The following is a 22,084-nucleotide window of genomic DNA, read 5'->3' on the forward strand; positions in this document are numbered from 1 at the left end:
CTATGCTTACAGTACAACAACGTATTAAAGAAAGTGAGACACGCATCTTTAAAGCGGTTTTCCCTAATACGACTAATCATTATGACACTCTTTTTGGAGGTACCGCATTACATATGATGGATGAGGCTGCTTTTATATGTGCAACACGTTTTAGCCGTAAGAAAGTAGTAACTATATCTACAGATAAAATAGATTTTACAAAGGCAATTCCAGAAGGTACCATTGTAGAACTTATTGCTCAGGTGGAAACTGTGGGCAATACAAGCTGTGTGGTACGCGTTGAGATTTACAAAGAAGATATGTATAGCTATGATCGCGAGCTAGCTGTTGCAGGCAAATTTACTTTTGTCGCTATAAATGATGACAAGAAACCTATTACTATTATTGATAAGGCCTAGTGAGAAAAATTATTAAGAAAATAACCATTCTACTCTTTGCTTTTTTGGCACTGCTTGCTTGTGGGATATTTATACTCTCTGGCCACGTTAAATCCAGCACTAAAGTTCAAACTTATAATAACATTTCCGAGGTGCCTCAAGCTTATACAGTTATCGTACTAGGTGCTAGTGTGAGATCTAACGGAGATCTATCTACTATGCTAGAAGATAGGGTCTCGAGCGCGCTCTCGCTTTATCGCGCGGGTAAAGTGTCTAGATTTTTACTCTCTGGAGATAATGGTACAAAATCTTATAATGAGCCTAAGGCTATGCAACAGTACCTTATTAACCAAGGAGTGCCAGAAGAAGATATATTTTTAGATTATGCAGGTTTTGACACCTATGATAGTATGTATCGAGCAAGCTCTGTTTTTAATGTAAAGGAAGCTATTGTAGTAACTCAAAAGTTTCACCTACCTCGAGCACTTTTTATTGCAAATAGATTAGGTCTTGACTATTACGGCTTTATAGGAGATAAACATATTTACCAGCGTGAGAATGCTAATAAGAGCAGAGAACTTCTAGCAAATGTAAAAGCTTACCTAGAGTTAGGCATAAGTAAAGAGCCTACCTATCTAGGAGCAAAAATCCCAATAGATGGGCCTCCTCAATCTACATACTCAGATTAAAATGTATTTCAAAAATTAAAAAATCTACTGTAGTTTTACTCAAAAAAAGTAACCCATTGTACGCAATATTAAAAAAGGAAATCACCACATTTTTCTCCTCACCTATAGGCTACTTAGTCGTAGGGTTGTTTCTAGTGGTCACAGGATTATTTTTATGGGTTTTTGAAGGAGAATTTAATATTCCTAACTCAGGCTTTGCAGACCTTGCGCCATTTTTTCTTATTGCCCCGTGGATGTTTACTTTCCTTATTCCTGCGGTAACAATGCGCAGTTTTAGTGAAGAAAAAAAAGCAGGAACCCTAGAATTATTACTCACAAAACCCATTACTACACTACAACTTACGCTAGGTAAATATCTAGGTGCTTACAGCCTCATACTTATTGCTATTATACCTACGTTAATGTATGTGCTCGCTATATATATGCTAGGTAATCCCGTAGGTAATCTGGACGTAGGTGTAACCATAGGGTCATATGCTGGACTTATACTACTTGCCAGTATTTATACGGCATTAGGAATATTTATATCTGCCTGTACTAGTAATCAAATTGTTGCCTTTATTGCATCAGTAGCGCTTTGTTTTTTTCTCTATTTTGGAATTGAAGGTATCGCAGCCTACAGTAGCCTAGAGGGTACTATAACCTTCTTATCAAGCTTAAGTATTAAATCACATTATGAAAGTATAAGTAGAGGAGTCATAGACACGAGAGACCTAATCTATTTTATAAGTGTAACTGCATTTTTTATCATACTCACGATATGGAGATTGCAAAAAAACCAGTACACTTACGTGAAAAAAATCTCTAACATAGCGCAACCGCTGCTCTTGTTTATAGGGTTACTATTTATAAATTATGCAGGTTCACTTGCACATAAACGTTATGACTTAACTCAAGATAATAGGTATACCATAAGCCCGCCTACAAAGGAATTATTAGACCAAATTAAAAGTCCGCTTATCATAGATGTTTTTCTTGAAGGAGATTTTCCTGCAGAATTTAAAAAGCTTCAGAACGAGACCCGCTACCTACTTGAAGAAATGCAGGCTCACAATCCTAATATTTACTTTGAGTTTTCAAACCCTGTAGAGCCTGGCGAAACGACCGCTCAAGTAGCAGGGCAGTTTAACGAGTTTGGAATGACCACGATACCGCTTAAAGTAAAACAAGACGGTAAGGAGACTACTCAAACTATTTTCCCCTGGGCTACTATTAATTTTAATGGTAAAGCCGTTCCTGTTTCTTTAGTAAAAAATGTGGTAGGATCGTCACCAGAACAGCTGGTTTATGCCTCAATTCAAAATCTTGAGTATGCCTTTGCAGAGGGGCTTAATATCTCTTTAAATGCAAAGACTAAGCGCATAGCAGTACTACGAGATAATGATGAATTACCAGATGCAAAAATTGCAGATATGTTTCGTAAGCTGGGCGATACTTATAATATTGCACCCTTCCCAATGGAGGTGGCAAACCAAGACCCAGAAAAAGCACTAAAAGCCTTACAAAACACCTTTGACCTCGTAGTTATCGCAAAGCCTACAAAGGCATTTACAGAGCAACAAAAATATGTGATAGATCAATATATTATAAACGGCGGCAACAGCCTCTGGATGCTCGATGCTGTGGCAATAGAAGATGATAGTCTGCGTAATGATGCAGGTAAAACAGTTGCATTTCCTAGAGATCTCAATCTGGACGATCAACTCTTTAAGTATGGTGTACGCATTAATCCCTCACTAGTGGTAGACCTCTACTCTGCCCCGCTAAGTGTAGCATCTGGAGAAGGAAGTGAGTCACAATACATACAACTACCGTGGTTATACAGACCACAGGTACCTAGCCTTAACACCCACCCTATAAATACTAATATTGAAAAACCGGTACGCTTTAACTACGCAAACCCAATAGAACTTCTTGAGTCTAGTAATGAACTCTCAAAAACAGTATTATTACAATCTAGCATCTATACAAAGGTAGAAGCAACTCCAAGAGAAATTGCACTTGCACAAGTAGATATAGAACCTCAGGAGGCAGATTTTCAAGCCGGACAACAGCCTTTAGCAGTGCTAGTAGAAGGTGCATTTTCTTCGGTATTTACAAATCGTGTGTTGCCAGATGGAAGTGATAAAGAACGCTTTCGCGAAAGCGCAACAAACCCCTCAAAACTCATACTCATATCTGATGGTGACATTATAGCAAACGAACTAGATAGCCGCGGGCAACCACTGGAATTAGGCTTTGACTACTACACAAGAACCAGCTATGGTAACAAAGAGTTTTTGCTTAATGCGGTTAATTACCTGCTCGATGATAATGGTCTTATTAACATAAGAAGTAAAGAAATTGCCCTTCCATTTATAGACTCCCAGAAAGTTTCAAAAGAGATTACCACGTGGCAAGTCTTGACCATTGGGCTTCCGCTTGTGATACTACTTATTTTTGGCGTCATATATACTGCAATAAGAAAGCGCCGTTACGCCCGCTAGATGTTGATAAGTTAATTTCTAAAGCCGTCGCATTTCAAATATATTTGTAAGTAGTGTGCAGGTAATTTATTGCATCACTTTATATTCAATTTTCTTGCATAGCAAAACCTAATAATACTATGAAATTTATAGTCTCTAGCTCTTACCTTCTCAAACAACTACAAGTGTTGGGAGGGGTGATTAATAATAGCAACACATTACCTATACTAGATAATTTTCTTTTTGAACTTGATGGTAACGCCCTTACGGTTTCGGCATCAGATTTAGAAACTACAATGACTTCAAAACTTGATGTAGAATCTAGTGATAATGGGGCTATTGCATTACCAGCGCGTTTGTTACTAGACACGCTTAAAACATTTCCTGAGCAACCCCTAACTTTTACTCAGCACGAAAATAACACCATAGAGATAAGCTCTAACCACGGTAAATATGCTCTAGCATATGCAGATGGTGCAGAGTTTCCTAATGCCGTATCACTAGAAGATCCTAGTGTGGTAAAAATACCTGGAAGCGTGCTTGCTACGGCTATAAGTAACACCATATTTGCAACAGGTAATGACGATTTACGCCCAGTGATGAGCGGCGTTTTCTTTCAGTTTGCGACAGATGGTTTAACCTTTGTAGCTACAGATGCTCATAAGCTTGTAAAGTATGGTCGTACAGATGTTGTAGCATCACAGGCAGCAGAGTTTATTATGCCTAAAAAGCCACTTAACTTACTTAAAGGAATCCTCTCTACGTCTGACGATGAGATATCTGTAGAGTACAACGAGAGCAATGCAAAATTTACTTTTGATAACGTAGAGCTTGTATGTAGACTTATAGATGGTAAATACCCTAACTATGAGGCCGTAATACCTAAGGAAAACCCAAATAGACTTACTATAGACCGCAACCAGTTTTTAAACTCTGTGCGTCGTGTATCTATTTTCTCAAATAAAACAACACACCAGATACGTCTTAAAATTGCTGGAGCAGAACTTAACATCTCTGCCGAAGATATAGACTACAGCAACAAGGCAGAAGAGAGACTTACTTGTGATTATCAAGGTGATGATATGCAAATAGGTTTTAACTCAAGATTCTTAACAGAGATGCTTAATAATATGAATGCAAATGATGTTTCTCTAGAGATGTCACTTCCTAATAGAGCAGGTATCTTAACTCCAGTAGATGGTCTTGATGAAGGTGAGCAAGTAACAATGCTTGTAATGCCAGTAATGCTTAACAACTAAGAGACTTACATCTCATAAAGTAATACCATAATGCCACTCTTAACTAGAGTGGCATTTTTTATGCAGTTTCTTTACGCTTTCGCGAAAGCGTACTAACAGCCTTTACAGCACTCCCCTATTTTATTCGGTTGAATTCTGTACTTTTAGCAATCTTAAAATAAATTTGAATGAAAAAATATTTTGCGCTTTTAGGTTTAAGCCTTGTAGCATTATCTTGTAATGAATCAAAGAAAGCAGTCGCTCCTACCCAGGCAGCAGACCCTGTAATAATAGATGTTACCGCTTTAGAAAGTGACGAGACAGACGTGCGTAAGTACACAAACACAATCACCGAAGGAGAACTCAAAGAAATGCTCTACGTATATGCCAGCGATGAATTTGAAGGGCGTAACACAGGAGACCCAGGTCAAAAAAAGGCAGCAGCATACCTTGTAAACTATTACAAAGAGCTAAACGTACAACCAGGTAATAATGGTGATTACTATCAAATCGTTCCTAATACATTTTTTAGAAAAGGAAGCGGACTTAATGATTCTGAAAACGTTCTAGCTTTTATAAAAGGATCAGAAAAGCCAGAAGAGGTTCTTGTGCTCTCTGCACACCTAGATCACGTAGGTATGGACGCAAAAGGAAATGTATATAACGGTGCAGACGATGATGGCTCTGGAACAGTAGCTTTACTTGAGATTGCAGAGGCTTTTAAACAAGCTGTTAAAGATGGTAAAGGACCTAAACGTTCTATCCTATTTTTACACGTTACAGGTGAAGAAAAAGGTCTTTATGGATCAAGATATTATTCAGAAAATCCAGTATACCCACTTGCAAATACCATTGCAGATCTTAACATAGATATGATAGGTCGTAATGATGATGCGCACAAAGAAGATAACAACTATGTGTACCTCATAGGCTCTGATAAGCTTAGTACAGATTTACACAATATCTCATCTGCAGTAAATGCAAAGTACTTTGACATCAACCTAGACTACCGTTATAATGTAGAAAATGAGCCTAACAGATTTTACTACCGCTCAGACCACTATAACTTTGCAAAGCACAATGTGCCAGTAATCTTCTACTTTAATGGAACGCACGATGATTATCATAAAATAAGTGATACTCCAGATAAGATCAACTATCCTTTACTTGAGAAGCGCACAAAGCTCGTTTTTGCAACAGCGTGGGAACTTGCAAACAGAAAGGAAAAACCGGTAGTAGATAAAGCCGAAAAAGAGTAAAACCGAAACAACTCATTATCAGAATTATAAAAAATGGAGCAAAAAAATGCTCCATTTTTTTTGATAAAAGGTTGTACATCTATTAATATTAATTATCTTTGCACTCGCAATTAAAATGGTGGTTGTAGCTCAGCTGGTTAGAGCGCTGGTTTGTGGTACCAGAGGTCGCCGGTTCGAAACCGGTCTTCCACCCTTAAAAAAAGCTATCCTTCTGGATAGCTTTTTTGTTTTTATATGCTTTGTGTGTTGTGAGCTCTTATATTAAGTCAAATAGGCTATTTACAGCTGCATATCGCTCTACAGTAAAACCTTCACCATACTCTGTCCCTATAAGTCTACCTAGATCTCTTGCTCTATAGTTTATGCTATCTTTAAAAGTCTTACTAGATATAGGCGTGTCTCCTTCCTTATTATTTGGATCGTGAAACTGCGATGTGTAAGCAAACACAGACTCACATTTTTTATCTATAAAGCCTGTAACATCTACTACCACATCTGGCTCTATATTTTGCCATTGTATATAGTGATACACAGTTTTGGGACGCCATTTTTCTTGAGGCTTTCCATCTGCTATAGTTTCTATTTTTTTAAGACCGCTTAAAAAACAAGCATCACTGGCTAGTTTACTCCCTTTACCGTGATCTATATGCCTATCTGTTATAGCATTGCAGAGCACCATTTCTGGTTGATATTTACGTATGATTTCTATGATTTTGAGTTGGCTCTCTCTATCATTTACAAAAAACCCATCTGCGAGTGCTATATTTTCTCGTACGCTCACGCCTAATATCTTTGCTGCATTTGCTGCCTCTACATCACGTATCTCTGCAGATCCTCTGGTTCCTAACTCTCCCCTTGTAAGATCAAGAATACCTACTTTTTTTCCGTTTGCTATTTCCTTTGCTATCGTTGCTCCACAGCCCAACTCTACGTCGTCTGGATGTGCTCCTATAGCTAGTATGTCTAATTTCATAAAATATATTGTTGTAATGCCGTAATGGCATTTTATAAGTCGTACAATTCTAGTCTGCCACTATTGTTGCTTTCTTGAGTACAACTTCAAGCGCTTGGTCAATATCTGCCATAAGATCTTTTTTCTCTTCTATACCTACAGAAAAGCGTATCAAGCCATCTGCAATACCTTGTTTTGCTCGCTCTTCTTCTCCTAGTAAAAAGTGAGAAGTTTGCGCTGGGCAAAGCATTGTACTCTCCACACCTGCAAGACTCATAGAAGGTTTTATAAGTTTAAGCGCTTTTTGAAACTCTTCTGCATCAATGTGTGGTGCTAACTCGAAGGACATCATACCACCAAAACCGCTCATTTGCTTTTTTGCAAGAGCATAGTCAGGATGCGACTTGAGACCTGGATAATACACCTTATCTATTTGCTCCTTTTTATCGAGCCATTTGGCAAGTTTCTTTGCATTTCTATTTTGAGCTTTAACACGCAATGCCATTGTCTTGATACTACGCTCAAGCATCCAGACCATAAGATCACTTAAGCTTCCTCCTAGATTTTTACCTAGGTTCCAGATACGGTCTATATGCTCTTGACTTGCTGCAACGGCTCCTGCACAGATATCACTATGACCACCCATATATTTTGTTGCCGAGTGTATCATTATATCTATCCCAAAATCTTTTGGTTTTTGATTTACAGGTGATGCAAAGGTGTTATCTATCATCGTTACAATGCCGTGCTTTTTGGCTAGTGCAGAGACCATTTCCATATCTGTCACTTTCATAAGCGGGTTAGACGGTGTCTCTATGTAGATAACTTTGGTTTGTGGGGTTATCGCTTTCGCGAAAGCGGCCTCACTAAGATCTTCTGTAAACGTATAGGTGATACCATATTTATCAAACTCCTCCACCACAAGATTATAGGTCCCTCCGTATAAAGTTTCTTGTAATACAATGTGATCGCCACTTCTCAAAAAGGCAAGTAAGGTTGTGCTCACTGCAGCCATACCACTGCCAAAAATCATTCCCGCCTCAGTTTTTTCTAAAGCTGCAATTTTCTTGCTCAGCCCTTCTTGATTAGGTGTATTAAAATAACGTGGGTAGCGCTTTACATCTACATCCATAAAGGCATATGAAGATGACATAAATATAGGAGAAACAGCTCCTTGAAACTGCTCGTCTTTTACTTCTCCCGTGTGAGTACAAATGGTATTGAGACCCTGGTTTGACTTTGACATAACTTTACTTTTTTAAATGTTCTAAAAATACAAAAAACACCTAGAGCACCTCTCTCATTATTAAAGAATAAAATAGCGCACTCTGGGCCAATGGCTTAGCACAGTTTTATACATTCTCTTAAAAATGTTAATGCAATAGTCGTATAAAGTTGCTACCTTTAAAAGGATGAAATTGATTACTAACATATATCAGCTTTTAGTAACTGGAGAATATGATAAGCCTCTTTGTGGCAAGGAGATGGGCGCTATGCCATATATTGAGAATGCGTATCTCGTAATAGATGAAGATTGCATTTATGAGTATGGTATTATGGATGATTTACATCCCATCGCTGTAGATGAAGTTATAGACGCAACAGGTCAAATAGTTTTACCTATGTGGTGTGACTCTCACACGCATCTAGTATTTGCTACAACTCGTGAAGATGAGTTTGTAGATCGTATCAAAGGCTTGAGTTATCAAGAGATTGCTGCCAAAGGTGGTGGAATTTTGAACAGCGCTCGCAAGTTACAGGCAATGAGCGAAGATGAACTTTATAAAGATGCATTAGAGCGCTTATCACAATGTATTAAAACGGGTACTGGAGCTATAGAGATTAAAACAGGTTATGGCCTTACAGTAGCATCAGAACTTAAAATGCTGCGCGTTATTAAAAGACTCAGTACTGCCGTAGATATCCCTGTAAAAGCAACGCTTCTGGCAGCACACGCTATACCAGAACGTCATAAACAAAATAGAGCAGCTTATATAGATGAGATTGTAAATGAGATGATACCAGCATTTACAAAGGAGTCATTAGTAGATTTTATAGACATATTTTGTGAGACAGGATACTTTACGGTGGCAGAAATGGATACCATAGTCAACGCAGGAAAGGCGCACGGCTTAAAACCTAAAGTACACGTCAACCAGTTTACAAGTATAGGTGGCATACAGAAGGCTATAGAGCTTGAAGCGCTTACTGTAGATCATCTAGAAGAACTTACCGAAAAAGATATAGATGAATTAAAAACATCAAATACGATACCGGTAGCCCTTCCAGGTTGTTCTTTCTTCTTAAATATACCATATACACCCGCACGCAAGATTATAGACTCAGGCCTATCTCTTGCTGTGGCAACAGACTACAATCCAGGATCATCACCTAGCAGCTCTATGAATTTTATAGTCTCACAGGCGTGCATCAATCTTAAAATGACCCCTGCAGAGGCAATTGTTGCAGCTACTATAAATGGTGCATTTGCAATGGATGTTGCAAAAGAAACTGGAAGTATTACAAAAGGAAAAAAAGCAAATTTAATAATTACTAAACCCCTACCCTCTTACAATGCAATTCCCTATCACTTTGGACAACACCAGATTGATGAAGTAATTGTAAATGGAGAAGTCTTATGATTATACCTAATTTTTCTATCGTACCGGGAAGCCCGGTAAGTGACATTTTTATTGAACACGAAGTTAAAACCTTCTACGAGGCGATACGCAAAGTGCAAAATCTACCGTACGGGAGAGTAGAAAACCCTTTGGAATTTGGAAGCATTATTACAAATGGTCGAGGTACCTGTAGCACTAAACACGCGACACTTAAAATGCTCACAGATGAGCACGCAATTTATGGTTTACAGTTAGAACTTGCCATATATGCTATGAGTAAAGAGAACACCCCAGGTGTGGGAGCGACTCTTGATAAATACAACCTGCCATATATGCTAGAAGCTCATACATTTTTATGCTATGATGATGAGGTGTATGATTACACATTTGCACAGTCTAAAAACCTTACGTGGACAGATTCTATACTTATGCAAACCACAATAGATACAGATCAGATAGGTGAGTATAAAAAGAGCTATCACAAATCTGTACTTGCAGACTGGATAAAAAGAGATCACCTACCATACACGCTAGACGAACTCTATACTATAAGAGAAGAGTGTATTGAAGCGCTCTCAAATTCGACAACTCATTGATATGATACAGCTACACATTGCAACGGAAAGTGATATTAAACCATTCACACATCTTCGAGCTGGTGAGACCAAGCTGGGAGAAACCTTGCAACTATGTGATAGCCTAGATGACATTGTAAATAATAATTGCACCTATGTTCTTTTTGGAATTTGTGAGGATATAGGTATTCGTGCAAATTACGGTAAGCCCGGGGCAGTAAAAGCTTGGGGAAGTTTTGTAAAAGCTTTTGTAAACGTTCAAGACAATCAGTTTAATAATGGTAACGATATCCTACTATTAGGTCATATAGCGGTATCTCCAGATATAGACGATATAGATAAGGAGCATCCAGAAACACTAGGTAGTATTGTAGCAAGAATAGATAGTAAAGTAGCTACCGTGACAAACCGCATAGTAGCTGCGGGCAAAATACCTATAGTTATAGGAGGCGGTCATAATAACGCCTACGGAAATATAAAAGGTACTGCAACGGCTTTGCAAAAAGCGATAAATGTCATCAATTTTGATGCGCATACAGATTTAAGAAAAACAGAGTATAGACATAGCGGTAATGGCTTTACGTATGCACTAGAAAGTGAGAACTCATATCTCAACACCTATTGTATCTTCGGGTTACATAAAAACTACACACCACAGTATATTTACAATATGATAGCTACTAGCGATCATATCTCCGTTTTTGATATGGAAGATATGCTGTTAGAAAGTAAACAGGTAGAAAATTTTGAAACCGCTATCTCCCAGTTAAGTGACAATACACTGGGTGTTGAGATAGATGTAGATAGTATTGCAAATTTCTCAAGTAGTGCACAAACGCCTTCTGGATTTAACTTAGAGGTGATGCGTTATTTTTTAGGCCAGCTTGCAAGAAAGACTAAATGTGGTTATTTACATATTTGTGAGGCCGCTCCAACAAAGAAAAATTATCAACAAGTAGGTAAAGCATTATCTTACCTCGTTACAGACTTTATAAGAAATCATCGTGGATATTATACCCTATAACACAAAGCATAAAGACGCCTTCAAACATCTTAATATAGAATGGCTAGAGACCTATTTTTATGTAGAACCTTATGACTTAGAAGTATTAAGTAAGCCAGAAACTTACATTATAAATAAAGGAGGATACATATTTTTTGCCCAGCACAATGATGAGATTGTAGGCACTGTAGCGCTTATGCCCACACAAATAAACAGTGTATTAGAACTCACAAAAATGGCAGTATCGCCAGAAGCCAGAGGTCTAGGCATAGGTCAAAAATTAATAGAGCATTGTATCGCTTTCGCGAAAGCGGAAAACCTTTCAAAACTCATACTCTATTCAAACACCATTCTAGAAAATGCTATTCATATCTATAAAAAATGGGGTTTTATTGAAATTCCCGTAGAAGAAAATGCATCATACGAGCGCGCAAACATAAAAATGGAAAAAATAATTAATCATAAATAACAGAAAATGAAATTACACAACATCATACTCTTAGCGGCTCTTACCATAGGTATTACAAGCTGTAAAGAGAACACATCAAACGAAACCAAAATAGCTACAGCGGTTGTAAAAGAGGAGATAACAAAGAAAAGTAACTTTGAGATTTACCCAGTATCGCACGCTACTATGGTTTTAAAATGGGATGATACTGCTATTTATATTGACCCCGTAGGAGGTCCAGAAAATTTTGATCTTTATGATGCGCCAGATCTTATCTTGATTACAGATATACACGGTGATCACTTAAACGTAAATACTGTACAGGGTATTCTAACAGAATCTACAAAGATTATTGCACCACAAGCAGTTGTAGATAAACTCCCAGAAGATTTACAAAAAATCACAACCGTACTTAGCAATGACAATTCATTAATTAAAAATGGTTTTGACATCACTGCAATCCCTATGTACAACCTTAGAGAGGAGGCACTTAAATTTCACTCAAAAGGCAGAGGAAATGGCTATGTAATTGAAAAAGATGATAAACGAGTATACATCTCTGGAGATACAGAAGATATACCAGAAATGCGCAATCTAGCAGATATAGATATCGCTTTTGTATGTATGAACTTGCCATACACAATGACGGTAGAGAGTGCTGCGAGCGCGGTATTAGATTTTAAACCAGAGACCGTATTTCCTTATCATTACAGAGGTACAGAAGGCTTAAGCGACGTTTCAAAATTTAAAGAACTAGTAAATAAAGGTGACAGCAATATAAATGTAGCCCAGCTAGACTGGTACCCTACTGTAGAATAAAAAAAACACCGCTCTAAGATGGATATCTTAGAGCGGTGTAATATGCTTTTAACTATAATCTCTTTTACTTTAGACTAAAAGATGTCTGTGCAAGAAGTGACCCTTTATCATACACAAAGACCTTATAAGTTCCCTCTGGAAAAAACTTTGTGGTCTTCCCTATATTCTCGCAAATATCTAGAGCTGTGTTTTCATAATAAAACTTAGAGATAGTACTGTATGTAACCACTGTCCCGTCAAAGGCTACTTGCTTGTTATCACCTAGCGTGTTTCCTTCTGGGTCTACAACCTGTACATAAAGCATACGGTCACCAGCTTCGGCTAGACGATTTTGTGGTACTGTATAACACGCACGTAGTTTATCTACACGTCTATTATTTGAGTTTTCTATAAGCTTTCCAGAAGAGCGCTCTATGACACCTGTAGCACGCAGCTTGTTTGCCGCTAGTGCAGATCCTAGAGTTACACGCTCTGCTAGTGCTTGATTTTCTAGTGATAAAGAATCTCCTACACCGCGCTGTACTTCTAGCTCGTAAGTGGTACTATCTATGCGCATAGCTAGCATCTGGTTACTACCGCGTAGTGAGTCGTTTTGAGCAAATAAGAAATCGCGCTCGTTACGTAGTTTAAAAACCTCTGCTCTGTACTTACCAAGGCTAGCAATGGTAGCATCTTTTGCATTAATATCTGCTATAAGTCCTTGTATTCTGTCACGAGCATCATTAAGCTCTGTGTCCTTCAGATTATTTTCTTCTATAACCACATCATACTTACTTACCATCTCTTTAAGATCTGCAAGCACAACGTTTTTCTCTTTTGTAAGTTGGCTCTTTGTATCTTTTTCTTGGTTATACAGTTTTACTGCAAAGGCACCAGCAACGACTAAAAGTACTGCAAGAATCCCTGCAATGATCTTAATACCGTTTCCACTTTTTTCGTTGTCCATAATATTTAGTTTAATTTTTATTGGTTATACGTCTAATGCAAAGAATTGGATTTTATTTTAATTGCTTCTGCTAAAATATTCTTTTTACCATACAATTAACGCCCGATATTAAAAATTGTTAAAATAACAAATACACGTAATCCATCTACAAGTTAATCACGTAGCAAACTTATTGATGTACAAATACATAAAGCACCGTAGGAAGGAGGTTAACGTAGTTCTGATTTAAATCCTTCTATAAATTAGTTCATAAACTTATAAGGTAATTGATATGAGTCCGCTTTCGCGAAAGCGTAAAAACAACCCTTCCTCGTTGTTAACGTAATTCTAAAAGCAGTGCGATCCCAAAGTTTTTTACGGAAATTGTAGCTTATGAATAAACTGTACACAAAACTAGAGCTTTTATATAGCCGGATCACCGGCAATGTAGCTTTCTACCCTAGCCTTATTGCCTTTATGGGGCTAGCCTTAGGATTCTTAATGTCTTATGCAGAGCAACAAGGCATCTCAAAGTATCTTATAGACACTGTACCGGCTCTTGTGATTAATGATGCAGATACGGCTCGCACGCTTCTTAGTACCTTTATAGGAGGTATTTTTAGCCTGATGGTTTTTAGTTTTTCTATGGTTATGCTCATACTCAACCAGGCGTCTAGTAATTATTCACCACGCATACTACCAGGACTTATTGCAAATAAACGTCACCAGGTGGTACTAGGCTTTTATATTGCTGTCATTATTTATTGTATCATTATCTTACTTAGTATTGAGCCAGAACAGTCTAAAACGCAACTACCAGGCTTTGCAGTACTTATAGGGATTGTATTGAGCATACACGTGCTTGCAGCTTTTATATACTTTATACACTCTATATCTCAAGCTATACAGATTAACAATATTATAGATCGTATTTACAATGTATCACGGCATCGCATCCAGCAACTTATAGACACGGAGAGTGACCCAAAAGGAGTAGCCGTTTTTAACGACAGTGACTCTTGGCAAAGTTATACTACTAAATTCTCGGGACATCTTAATGATATTGCATTAGATTCCCTTGTAGATTTTTGCAATGAGCACTCTTGTAAAGTTTCACTTTTAGTTCCTAAAGGTTCTTTTGTACTAGATAGTACAAAAATAGTAAGTGTAAATAAGGATCTTGATGAGGAGGCTATTGAGGCGCTACGCTCTTGTTTTGGATTTTCTAGATCTGAGATTGTAAAAAACAACTATATATTAGGGTTTAAACAACTTACAGAGATTGCCGTAAAAGCAATGAGCCCGGGTATAAATGACCCTGGCACGGCAATTACTTGCCTAGACTACCTTACCGAGCTATTTGTATTACGTATGCAAAAGAGGGATAACAGCTTTGTGACAGATAAAGATGGTAATGCCCTTGTATCACTACGCACCATAAACTTTGAAGAAGTCCTCTATTTTATTTTTGCATCCCTAAGGCAGTATTGCAAAGAAGACTTTATTATGCTACACAAAATGTTGCAAAGCTTGAGATACCTAAGTACATCTGATGCGTTAAAGGATGAGTATACAGAGGATATTATCAACCAAGTACAACTCATCATAGATGATGCAAACCAATTTATTAAAAACGAGTCAGATCTTGCTATTTTAAATAAGGTGGCAAGTGAAGTACAAGCAAGCTAGATGATATTATTACCTCCAGATAAGGTTTTTTGACTGGTTTTCTTTTTCTTTATGCACATTACATAATACGCACTACATTGCTTAAAACTACTTTTACTTTTATGAAAAATTTGCTTCTTATTGCTTTATGTTTCGCTTTCGCGAAAGCGTACTCACAACAACCCTCATCACAACCTGGTAACCTCATCAAAGATTTTGGAAAAACTTTTGCCGTACCAGAGCCAGATTTTAAAACCGATACTGAAGCACAATTTTATATTGTTTTTGATGTGGCAAAAGCCCCAGAAGACCCTAGCGTAAGAAATCCATACATAGATACGATGGCTCGCTTTTTAAATATGCACGATAAAGCAGGTGTCCCTAAGGAGAATATGCACATACGTGCAGCAATACACGGTAAGGCGGCATATGGCGTACTTACAAATAAACTTTATAAAGAAAAATATGGGGTAGATAATCCCAATATTGCACTTCTAGAGGCACTAAGCGATGCAGGAGTAGAACTTATACTCTGCGGGCAAACGGCGGGATCACGCAACATTACTTCGGCACGAAGATTGGAAATAGTAGATGTAGCCCTCTCTGCAATGACCGTTTTAAGCCAGTCACAAATGAATGGATACTCGCTTATTGCATTTTAAGAAACCTCTACTAGCATACCTTACACAATAAATTAAACCAGATTAATGCGTTACCTATTTTTACTGGGCTTTATACTCACGAGCCTATCTTCATACTCTCAAAAAATAACTCGTCAAGACAGTTTACGTGGTAGCATCACACCACAAAGAGCGTGGTGGGACCTTGTACATTATGACCTTTCTGTAGAGGTGATGCCAGAGTCAAAGACAATTATAGGGACTAATGTGATGACCTACAAAGTGCTTAATGAAGGCACTAATGAGTTACAAATAGATCTACAAGCACCTATGGAGCTTACTGCAGTAATGCAAGATGGTCACTCGCTGGATGTACGGTCAGAAGGTAATGCGCATTTTATACAACTTGAAGATCCACAGCGTGAGGGTGAGCTAAAGAAAATCTCGCTAAGTTTTGAAGGCAAACCTAGAATTGCAAAAAATCCGCCGTGGGATGGTGGTATCACCTGGAAAAAAGATAGCAACGGAAAACATTTTATCGCCAGTTCAAATCAAGGCATAGGCTCAAGTGTATGGTGGCCTAACAGAGACCACCCGGCAGATGAGGTAGACAGTCTTGATATGCACGTTACCGTGCCTAAAGATCTCGTAGACGTGTCAAACGGGAGACTTGTACACATCGATACAGACGCAACTACAAAAACATACCACTGGACGGTTAAAAACCCAATAAATAACTACGGTGTAAACTTAAATATAGGTGATTATGTAAACTTCTCTGAAGTTTATAAAGGAGAGAAAGGCCCTCTAGATATGAGCTACTGGGTTCTCAAGGAGGATGAGGAGAAGGCTCGAGAGCAGTTTAAACAAGCTCCTATGATGATGGAGGCTTTTGAACACTGGTTTGGTCCTTACCCGTTTTATGAGGATAGTTTTAAACTTGTGCAAGCACCTTATCTTGGGATGGAACATCAAAGCTCTGTAACCTATGGCAATAGATTTAAAAATGGATACCTAGGTAGAGATCTTTCTGGTACGGGTGAGGGATTAAAATTTGATTTTATTATCATTCACGAGGCTGGTCACGAGTGGTTTGCAAATAATATTACAAATAAAGACGTGGCAGATATGTGGATACACGAAGGCTTTACCTCATATTCTGAAAATCTATATCTCGATTACCACTTTGGAAAAGAAACTGCAGCAACTTATACCATAGGTACTCGTGATAAAATACGTAATGATAGACCCATAATAGGCACCTATAATGTGGATAAGGAAGGAAGCGGTGATATGTACTACAAAGGTGCAAACATACTACTCACCTTACGTACCATAGCACAAGATGATGATTTATGGCGAGCAACACTGCGAGGTTTAAGTAAAGAATTTTATCACCAAACGACAACAACAGCTGCTGTAGAAAATTATATTGCAAATGCACTAAATCTAGATTTAACACCCTTTTTTAATCAATATCTCAGAGAAAAAGATATCCCAACATTTGAGTACAAAATCGATAAAAAAGAAATGCACTATCGATTTAATAATACCATACAAGGTTTTACAATGCCCTTACGTATTAAGATTAACGAAGAGTTTATATGGCTTGAACCTACAGATATATGGCAGTGCCTAGACATACCTAAAGGAACTAGCACCGTACAAATAGATCGCAATATGTATGTAGATATTAGAAAAATGTAAGTACAACTTACTCAAACCGTATTGCGCGTACAGGGCTAATTTTGGTTATAATATAAGATGGTATAAGTAAGATAAGTACACATATAGTAAAAACCCCCAAGTTGAGAGATAAAATATGCCATCCATTTATGAGAACTGGTGCCTCACTAACATAATACGTTGATGGGTCAAGTTTTATAAAACCAAAATACTTCTGAGCAAATAAAATTCCTAAGCCTATAAGGTTACCCCAGAAGAGACCTAGACCTATAAGATACATTGCGTTGTAGATAAATATCTTACGTACATTCCAATCTGAGCCACCTAGGGCTTTGAGAATACCTATCATACGAGTGCGCTCAAGTACAAGTACAAGTAGTGCTACCGCAATGTTAATACCTGCTATAAGGATCATCACGACAATAATGAGCATTATATTAAAGTCAAATAACTTGATCCACTCAAAGATATTATAGTTGCGCTGTATGATAGATATGGATCTAAGCATAGAGCCAGAGTTTTCATACACTTCGTTATTAACTCGCTCTATATTATCAAAATCATCTACAAAAACCTCAAACGCCCCTACCTCGTCTTTTTCCCATTTATTTATAAAAGTAAGATGGCGGCGGTCTCCTATAATGTAAATCTTATCAAACTCTTGATAAGCACTTTCATAAAGTCCTACAATATCAAGTGACCGTGATCTAAAACGTGTATTTTCTTTATTTACAAAGTGTATTACCGCTTTATCACCTACCGTAAAACCTAAACGTTTTGCAAGATAGGTACTCATTAAGATTTCATTATTGAGGTCACCTGTGAGCTCTGGCTTGCGACCTTCTATGATATAATCTTCTATGCGAGACCAGTCATAATCATCACCCACACCTTTGTAAACCACTCCTTCAAAGGTCTCTGCAGTGCGTATCATTCCTGCCTTAGTCGTGATTGCTTGCACGTGTGTCACTTCTGGTACAGCATCAAAGTTTGGGTAAAAATCTTGATTAATAGTAATAGGGTTTACGGTCTCCTCACTATTATTTCCATCAAAGTTGGAAACGAGTATATCACCAGAAAAGGCAGACACCTTCTGTCTAATCTCACGTTGCAGCCCTACACCCGTAGCTATAGAGATAAGCATCATTACCATACCTATAGCGATTGCTGCAATCGCAATTTTAATTATCGTACTGGAAGCACTACTTTTATACGATGTCCCGCCACTTAGGCGTTTGGCTATAAAATACTCTAGATTCAAATGCGTCTCATTTTATTCAAAAATACCCTTTTTTTAACGCTCACACTCTTAATTTCTTGTGCAAATACGGGTGGAGATAAGACCGCTTTCGCGAAAGCGGAATCCAAACAACCCACGACAAGTAACGTAGTAGTCATAGATTCTAGCATTACTGTGGGTGCAAATAGAACAGAGCTGTACCTCCCATTACTAGCAAATAAAAATGTAGGAGTAGTTACAAATAAAAGCGGACTCATCTTTACCGAGACATCGCATACAGAAGCGCAAAGCACTCACCTAGTAGACTCCTTACTCAGTATGGGAGTTACTATAAAGAAGGTTTTCTCGCCAGAGCACGGCTTTAGGGGTAATGTAGATGCCGGCGAAAAGGTAAAGGACGGTAAGGACCCAAAAACGGGTCTCAACATCATCTCCCTTTACGGAAAGAATAAAAAACCCACGGCACAACAGCTAGAAGGGCTTGATGTCTTACTCTTTGACATACAAGATGTGGGCGTGCGTTTTTACACCTACATATCTACCCTCACCTATGTTATGGAAGCCGCTGCCGAAAGTGGGATTCCCGTCATAGTGCTAGACAGACCTAATCCTAATGCTCATTACATAGACGGCCCTACACTAGAAAAAGAACACAGTAGCTTTTTAGGTATGCACGAGATACCACTTGTGTATGGTATGACGATAGGCGAATATACAAGAATGGTAAATGGAGAAGGCTGGCTCAAAGATAAGATCACAGTAGATCTTACGGTGATACCTCTTAAAAACTGGTCATACCAGAAAAAATATGTACTCCCTACAAGACCATCGCCTAACTTGCCTAATGATAAGAGTATCAATTTATATCCTAGCTTAGGCTTTTTTGAAGGGACTACGGTAAACGCGGGACGCGGCACAGAGATGCAGTTTCAAATCTTTGGCGCACCAGATTTTCCTAACGAGTACTTTTCATTCACATACACGCCACAACCTAATTTTGGATCAAAATCACCAAAACATAAAGGAGTCACCTGTAACGGTAAAGACCTACGTGATGAGGCCTATATGAACACGGTAAATCTTGAATGGCTCATAGAAGCCTATGCTGCTAGTAGCAAGAAGGATACTTTCTTTAAAACGGCTAGCTTTACACTACACGCGGGTTCAACACAATTACAGCAAGACATTGAGGCGGGCTATACTTTTAAGGAGATTAAAAGAAAATGGTTGCCAGGTATAGAACGATTTAAAAAGATACGCTCAAAATATCTAATGTATGAGTAGGGATGCATTTTTGCTTTCGCTTAAAGCGAAAATTGAAACCCTATTTACCACCTACACAAAGCTTCTTCGTACCCAAGAACAGCAAGACATTATACATAATGGCTTTGTATTCTCTAAAATAGATCCTACGGTAAACGTACTAGTTATGGGTATAAATCCATCGTTACGCACAGATTTTATAAGTAACGATAAGTATAGCTATGATTATAGCAAATTGCAGAATGATCGCTACTTCAAAAAATTTCACAACTTACTATCAGCTCTTGAATCTCAAGGAATTACTTATTGCGATTTATTCTATCAACGACATACGGAGCAAAAACAAATAGCACACTTTCTTAACGATGAGGTGGGTAAACAGTTTCTCAGAGATCAACTTGAGATTACTAAAGAGGTCATTACCTATGTTGCTCCTAAGCTTATCTTACTTTTTAATAGACAAGGCGCTCAGTTTTTTTCTTCGGAGTGGATGGATATACGTCTAGATCTAGATAAAAAACTGTCTACACATAATAAACTTGCTTATAGCCACAAGCTTGAATCTCATATTTACTTTGCCCCCTTTCTAGGATATAGAACACCAAAAACAGCGTTTGAGCAACTAGATCACGATGTACCGCTGTTAGCAAACCTTGTTAATTAATCTCAAAACTTTAAAGCAGACAATGTAATTGTAGTGACTTTTTTACGTTTAACTATATTTGATACTAGATTACGATATACTCCCTTAATATTAACCCTATGAAAAAGATTACCCTATTCCTACTCGTCTTTACAATGCTCTTTTTTTCCTGTAATGATGATCTTGATGATACTATAAGACCAGCAACTACAGTAGAGCTGTCTGACTTTGTTTACAGAGGTCTCAATTACTGGTCATTATATAAAGACCAAGTACCAGAGCTAGCAAATGATTTTTTTAGTAATGATGGAGAAAAATTTGACTATTTGTCACAGTTTGCTTCTGTAGAGGATGCTTTTGATGCACTTACGGCGCCTGTAGACCGTTTTAGCATATTAAGAGATGATTATACAGCATTAGAAAACTCGCTAGCGGGAATTCGCACCGCCTCTGGTATGAATATCTCCCTGCTTATTATGCCTAACGACCCTACTAGAGCCTTTGGTATTGTGAGATATGTGGTAAATGATAGTCCGGCAGCTATTGCGGGTGTACAGCGAGGTATGATTTTTACACTTGTAGACGGGCAACCCTTACAAGATGCGACTGGACAACCTATAAATGGTAACACAAGTTTTTCTAGCTTTTTTAGTCCAGAAAGCTATACCATAAGTACAGCAACCTTTAATGGTACAGACTTTGACCTTACGGGAGAAGAAATCGTTATAAATAAAATACAGCTCATTATAAACCCTGTACATACCGTAAATGTTTTAAGTGTAGGTGGTAATGAGATAGGCTATTTACATTATACAGGCTTTACAAATGAGTTTGATAGTGACCTCAATGATGCGTTTGCAGAGTTTCAAGCGGCAGGGATCACAGATCTCGTTCTTGATTTACGCTACAATGGCGGTGGTTCTATAGAGACGGCAAACGATCTTTCATCTATGATTACTGGTCAGTTTGAGGGACAAACATTTATCACTCAAGAGTATAACTCAGATCGCAATCCAGAGAATCAATTTACACGTACTTTCAATAATAATCTAGGAAGTGGCAATGATGGAGCAACTATAAACAGCTTAGGTCTTTCTAGAGTATTCATACTCACTACGGGAAGAACAGCAAGTGCCAGCGAACTTATACTAAGTGGTCTAGATCCATATATTGAGATTATACAGATAGGTACAAATACTGTAGGAAAATTTGAAGGGTCCTTCTTATTATATGATGCGCCAGCTCCAGGTTTTAGAAGATCTGAGGCAAATCCAAATCACAGATATGTAATGCTACCGCTTGTACTTAAGTCTGTAAATGCAAATGGTCTTACAGACTATTTTGACGGCTTTACACCAGATATTGAAATAGCCGAAGATTTTACAAACTATGGCCAGCTAGGTGAGCAAGGCGAGCCACTTCTAGACGCAGCCATAGATGTTATTCTTAACGGAAGAAGCAACGCACAATATAACACGACGATACAACCCTCATATTATGACACAGAGCAACAAGACCCGCTCTACCAGCGTATGATAGTTGATCAACTTGATATAAACTAGCACAAAAAAAGGGGTGACAATTATGTCACCC

At 38.0% G+C, this 22,084-nt stretch carries 20 protein-coding genes and 1 tRNA gene; 17 read left to right on the forward strand and 4 right to left on the reverse strand.

Features of this window, described 5'->3' with window-relative positions:
* Positions 1-2 precede the first annotated feature (2 nt).
* From I597_RS11610 to I597_RS11635, 6 genes are all read left to right on the forward strand, one after another.
* Positions 3-398 (forward strand): acyl-CoA thioesterase, encoded by a 396-nt coding sequence (locus I597_RS11610; RefSeq protein ID WP_021778821.1) that lies wholly within the window; start codon positions 3-5, stop codon positions 396-398.
* 131 nt (positions 399-529) lie between these two features.
* Positions 530-1,066: a SanA/YdcF family protein gene (locus I597_RS11615; RefSeq protein ID WP_236626621.1), complete on the forward strand. Its 537-nt coding sequence runs from the start codon at positions 530-532 to the stop codon at positions 1,064-1,066.
* A gap of 56 nt (positions 1,067-1,122) precedes the next feature.
* Positions 1,123-3,552, forward strand: coding sequence for a gliding motility-associated ABC transporter substrate-binding protein GldG (gene gldG, locus I597_RS11620; RefSeq protein WP_035324610.1), 2,430 nt, complete (start codon positions 1,123-1,125; stop codon positions 3,550-3,552).
* A gap of 119 nt (positions 3,553-3,671) precedes the next feature.
* A complete protein-coding gene (dnaN, locus tag I597_RS11625) occupies positions 3,672-4,790 on the forward strand; it encodes a DNA polymerase III subunit beta (protein ID WP_021778818.1) in 1,119 nt (372 codons plus the stop codon).
* A gap of 167 nt (positions 4,791-4,957) precedes the next feature.
* On the forward strand, positions 4,958-6,028 hold the full coding sequence (locus I597_RS11630; protein WP_035324609.1) for a M28 family metallopeptidase: 1,071 nt from the start codon (positions 4,958-4,960) through the stop codon (positions 6,026-6,028).
* Positions 6,029-6,145: 117 nt separating this feature from the next.
* A tRNA-His gene (locus I597_RS11635) sits at positions 6,146-6,221 on the forward strand.
* Positions 6,222-6,284: 63 nt separating this feature from the next.
* Here the strand turns inward: I597_RS11635 and bshB1 are convergent.
* Positions 6,285-7,001: a bacillithiol biosynthesis deacetylase BshB1 gene (gene bshB1 / locus I597_RS11640; RefSeq protein ID WP_035324608.1), complete on the reverse strand. Its 717-nt coding sequence runs from the start codon at positions 6,999-7,001 to the stop codon at positions 6,285-6,287.
* A 49-nt stretch (positions 7,002-7,050) separates the two neighbouring features.
* Positions 7,051-8,226, reverse strand: a complete 1,176-nt coding sequence (locus tag I597_RS11645) for a trans-sulfuration enzyme family protein (RefSeq protein ID WP_035324607.1) — start codon at positions 8,224-8,226, stop codon at positions 7,051-7,053.
* Between the two features lie 166 nt (positions 8,227-8,392).
* Here I597_RS11645 and hutI point away from each other — a divergent pair, with 166 nt between their 5' ends.
* From hutI to I597_RS11670, 5 genes are read left to right on the forward strand one after another with little or no spacing between them, the layout of a single operon-like run.
* On the forward strand, positions 8,393-9,622 hold the full coding sequence (hutI, locus tag I597_RS11650) for an imidazolonepropionase (RefSeq protein ID WP_035324606.1): 1,230 nt from the start codon (positions 8,393-8,395) through the stop codon (positions 9,620-9,622).
* Positions 9,619-10,197, forward strand: coding sequence for a hypothetical protein (locus I597_RS11655; protein WP_035324605.1), 579 nt, complete (start codon positions 9,619-9,621; stop codon positions 10,195-10,197). Before hutI ends, I597_RS11655 begins: the two co-directional genes overlap by 4 nt.
* A gap of 1 nt (position 10,198) precedes the next feature.
* Complete coding sequence (locus I597_RS11660) at positions 10,199-11,200, forward strand: formimidoylglutamase (protein WP_035324604.1); 1,002 nt, start codon at positions 10,199-10,201, stop codon at positions 11,198-11,200.
* Positions 11,181-11,648, forward strand: a complete 468-nt coding sequence (locus I597_RS11665) for a GNAT family N-acetyltransferase (protein WP_081964945.1) — start codon at positions 11,181-11,183, stop codon at positions 11,646-11,648. The genes I597_RS11660 and I597_RS11665 overlap by 20 nt, the downstream gene beginning before the upstream one ends.
* Before the next feature lie 6 nt (positions 11,649-11,654).
* The gene (locus I597_RS11670) at positions 11,655-12,446 is read left to right on the forward strand and encodes an MBL fold metallo-hydrolase (RefSeq protein WP_035324602.1); all 792 of its coding nucleotides are present in this window, start codon (positions 11,655-11,657) and stop codon (positions 12,444-12,446) included.
* Positions 12,447-12,510: 64 nt separating this feature from the next.
* Here I597_RS11670 and I597_RS11675 read toward each other — a convergent pair whose 3' ends face one another.
* Positions 12,511-13,392: a hypothetical protein gene (locus I597_RS11675; RefSeq protein ID WP_035324601.1), complete on the reverse strand. Its 882-nt coding sequence runs from the start codon at positions 13,390-13,392 to the stop codon at positions 12,511-12,513.
* A gap of 372 nt (positions 13,393-13,764) precedes the next feature.
* Here I597_RS11675 and I597_RS11680 point away from each other — a divergent pair, with 372 nt between their 5' ends.
* The 3 genes from I597_RS11680 to I597_RS11690 all read left to right on the forward strand — a co-directional run bounded on the left by I597_RS11680 (position 13,765) and on the right by I597_RS11690 (position 17,366).
* On the forward strand, positions 13,765-15,060 hold the full coding sequence (locus I597_RS11680) for a DUF2254 domain-containing protein (RefSeq protein WP_035324600.1): 1,296 nt from the start codon (positions 13,765-13,767) through the stop codon (positions 15,058-15,060).
* A 101-nt stretch (positions 15,061-15,161) separates the two neighbouring features.
* On the forward strand, positions 15,162-15,701 hold the full coding sequence (locus I597_RS11685) for a DsrE family protein (RefSeq protein ID WP_035324599.1): 540 nt from the start codon (positions 15,162-15,164) through the stop codon (positions 15,699-15,701).
* A gap of 45 nt (positions 15,702-15,746) precedes the next feature.
* A complete protein-coding gene (locus I597_RS11690) occupies positions 15,747-17,366 on the forward strand; it encodes a M1 family metallopeptidase (protein ID WP_035324598.1) in 1,620 nt (539 codons plus the stop codon).
* Positions 17,367-17,373: 7 nt separating this feature from the next.
* Here I597_RS11690 and I597_RS11695 read toward each other — a convergent pair whose 3' ends face one another.
* Complete coding sequence (locus I597_RS11695; protein ID WP_035324597.1) at positions 17,374-18,606, reverse strand: ABC transporter permease; 1,233 nt, start codon at positions 18,604-18,606, stop codon at positions 17,374-17,376.
* On the opposite strand from I597_RS11695, the gene I597_RS11700 reads away from it, so the two are divergent.
* The 3 genes from I597_RS11700 to I597_RS11710 all read left to right on the forward strand — a co-directional run bounded on the left by I597_RS11700 (position 18,607) and on the right by I597_RS11710 (position 22,053).
* Positions 18,607-19,869 carry an exo-beta-N-acetylmuramidase NamZ family protein gene (locus I597_RS11700; RefSeq protein ID WP_035324596.1) on the forward strand — a complete coding sequence of 421 codons (1,263 nt, stop codon included), beginning with the start codon at positions 18,607-18,609 and terminating at the stop codon, positions 19,867-19,869. It begins immediately after the preceding gene.
* Positions 19,862-20,512 (forward strand): hypothetical protein, encoded by a 651-nt coding sequence (locus I597_RS11705; RefSeq protein ID WP_035324595.1) that lies wholly within the window; start codon positions 19,862-19,864, stop codon positions 20,510-20,512. Before I597_RS11700 ends, I597_RS11705 begins: the two co-directional genes overlap by 8 nt.
* A gap of 98 nt (positions 20,513-20,610) precedes the next feature.
* Positions 20,611-22,053, forward strand: a complete 1,443-nt coding sequence (locus I597_RS11710) for a S41 family peptidase (protein ID WP_035324594.1) — start codon at positions 20,611-20,613, stop codon at positions 22,051-22,053.
* Positions 22,054-22,084: the final 31 nt, after the last annotated feature.

The sequence above is a fragment of the Dokdonia donghaensis DSW-1 genome (assembly GCF_001653755.1).
Taxonomy (GTDB): domain Bacteria; phylum Bacteroidota; class Bacteroidia; order Flavobacteriales; family Flavobacteriaceae; genus Dokdonia; species Dokdonia donghaensis.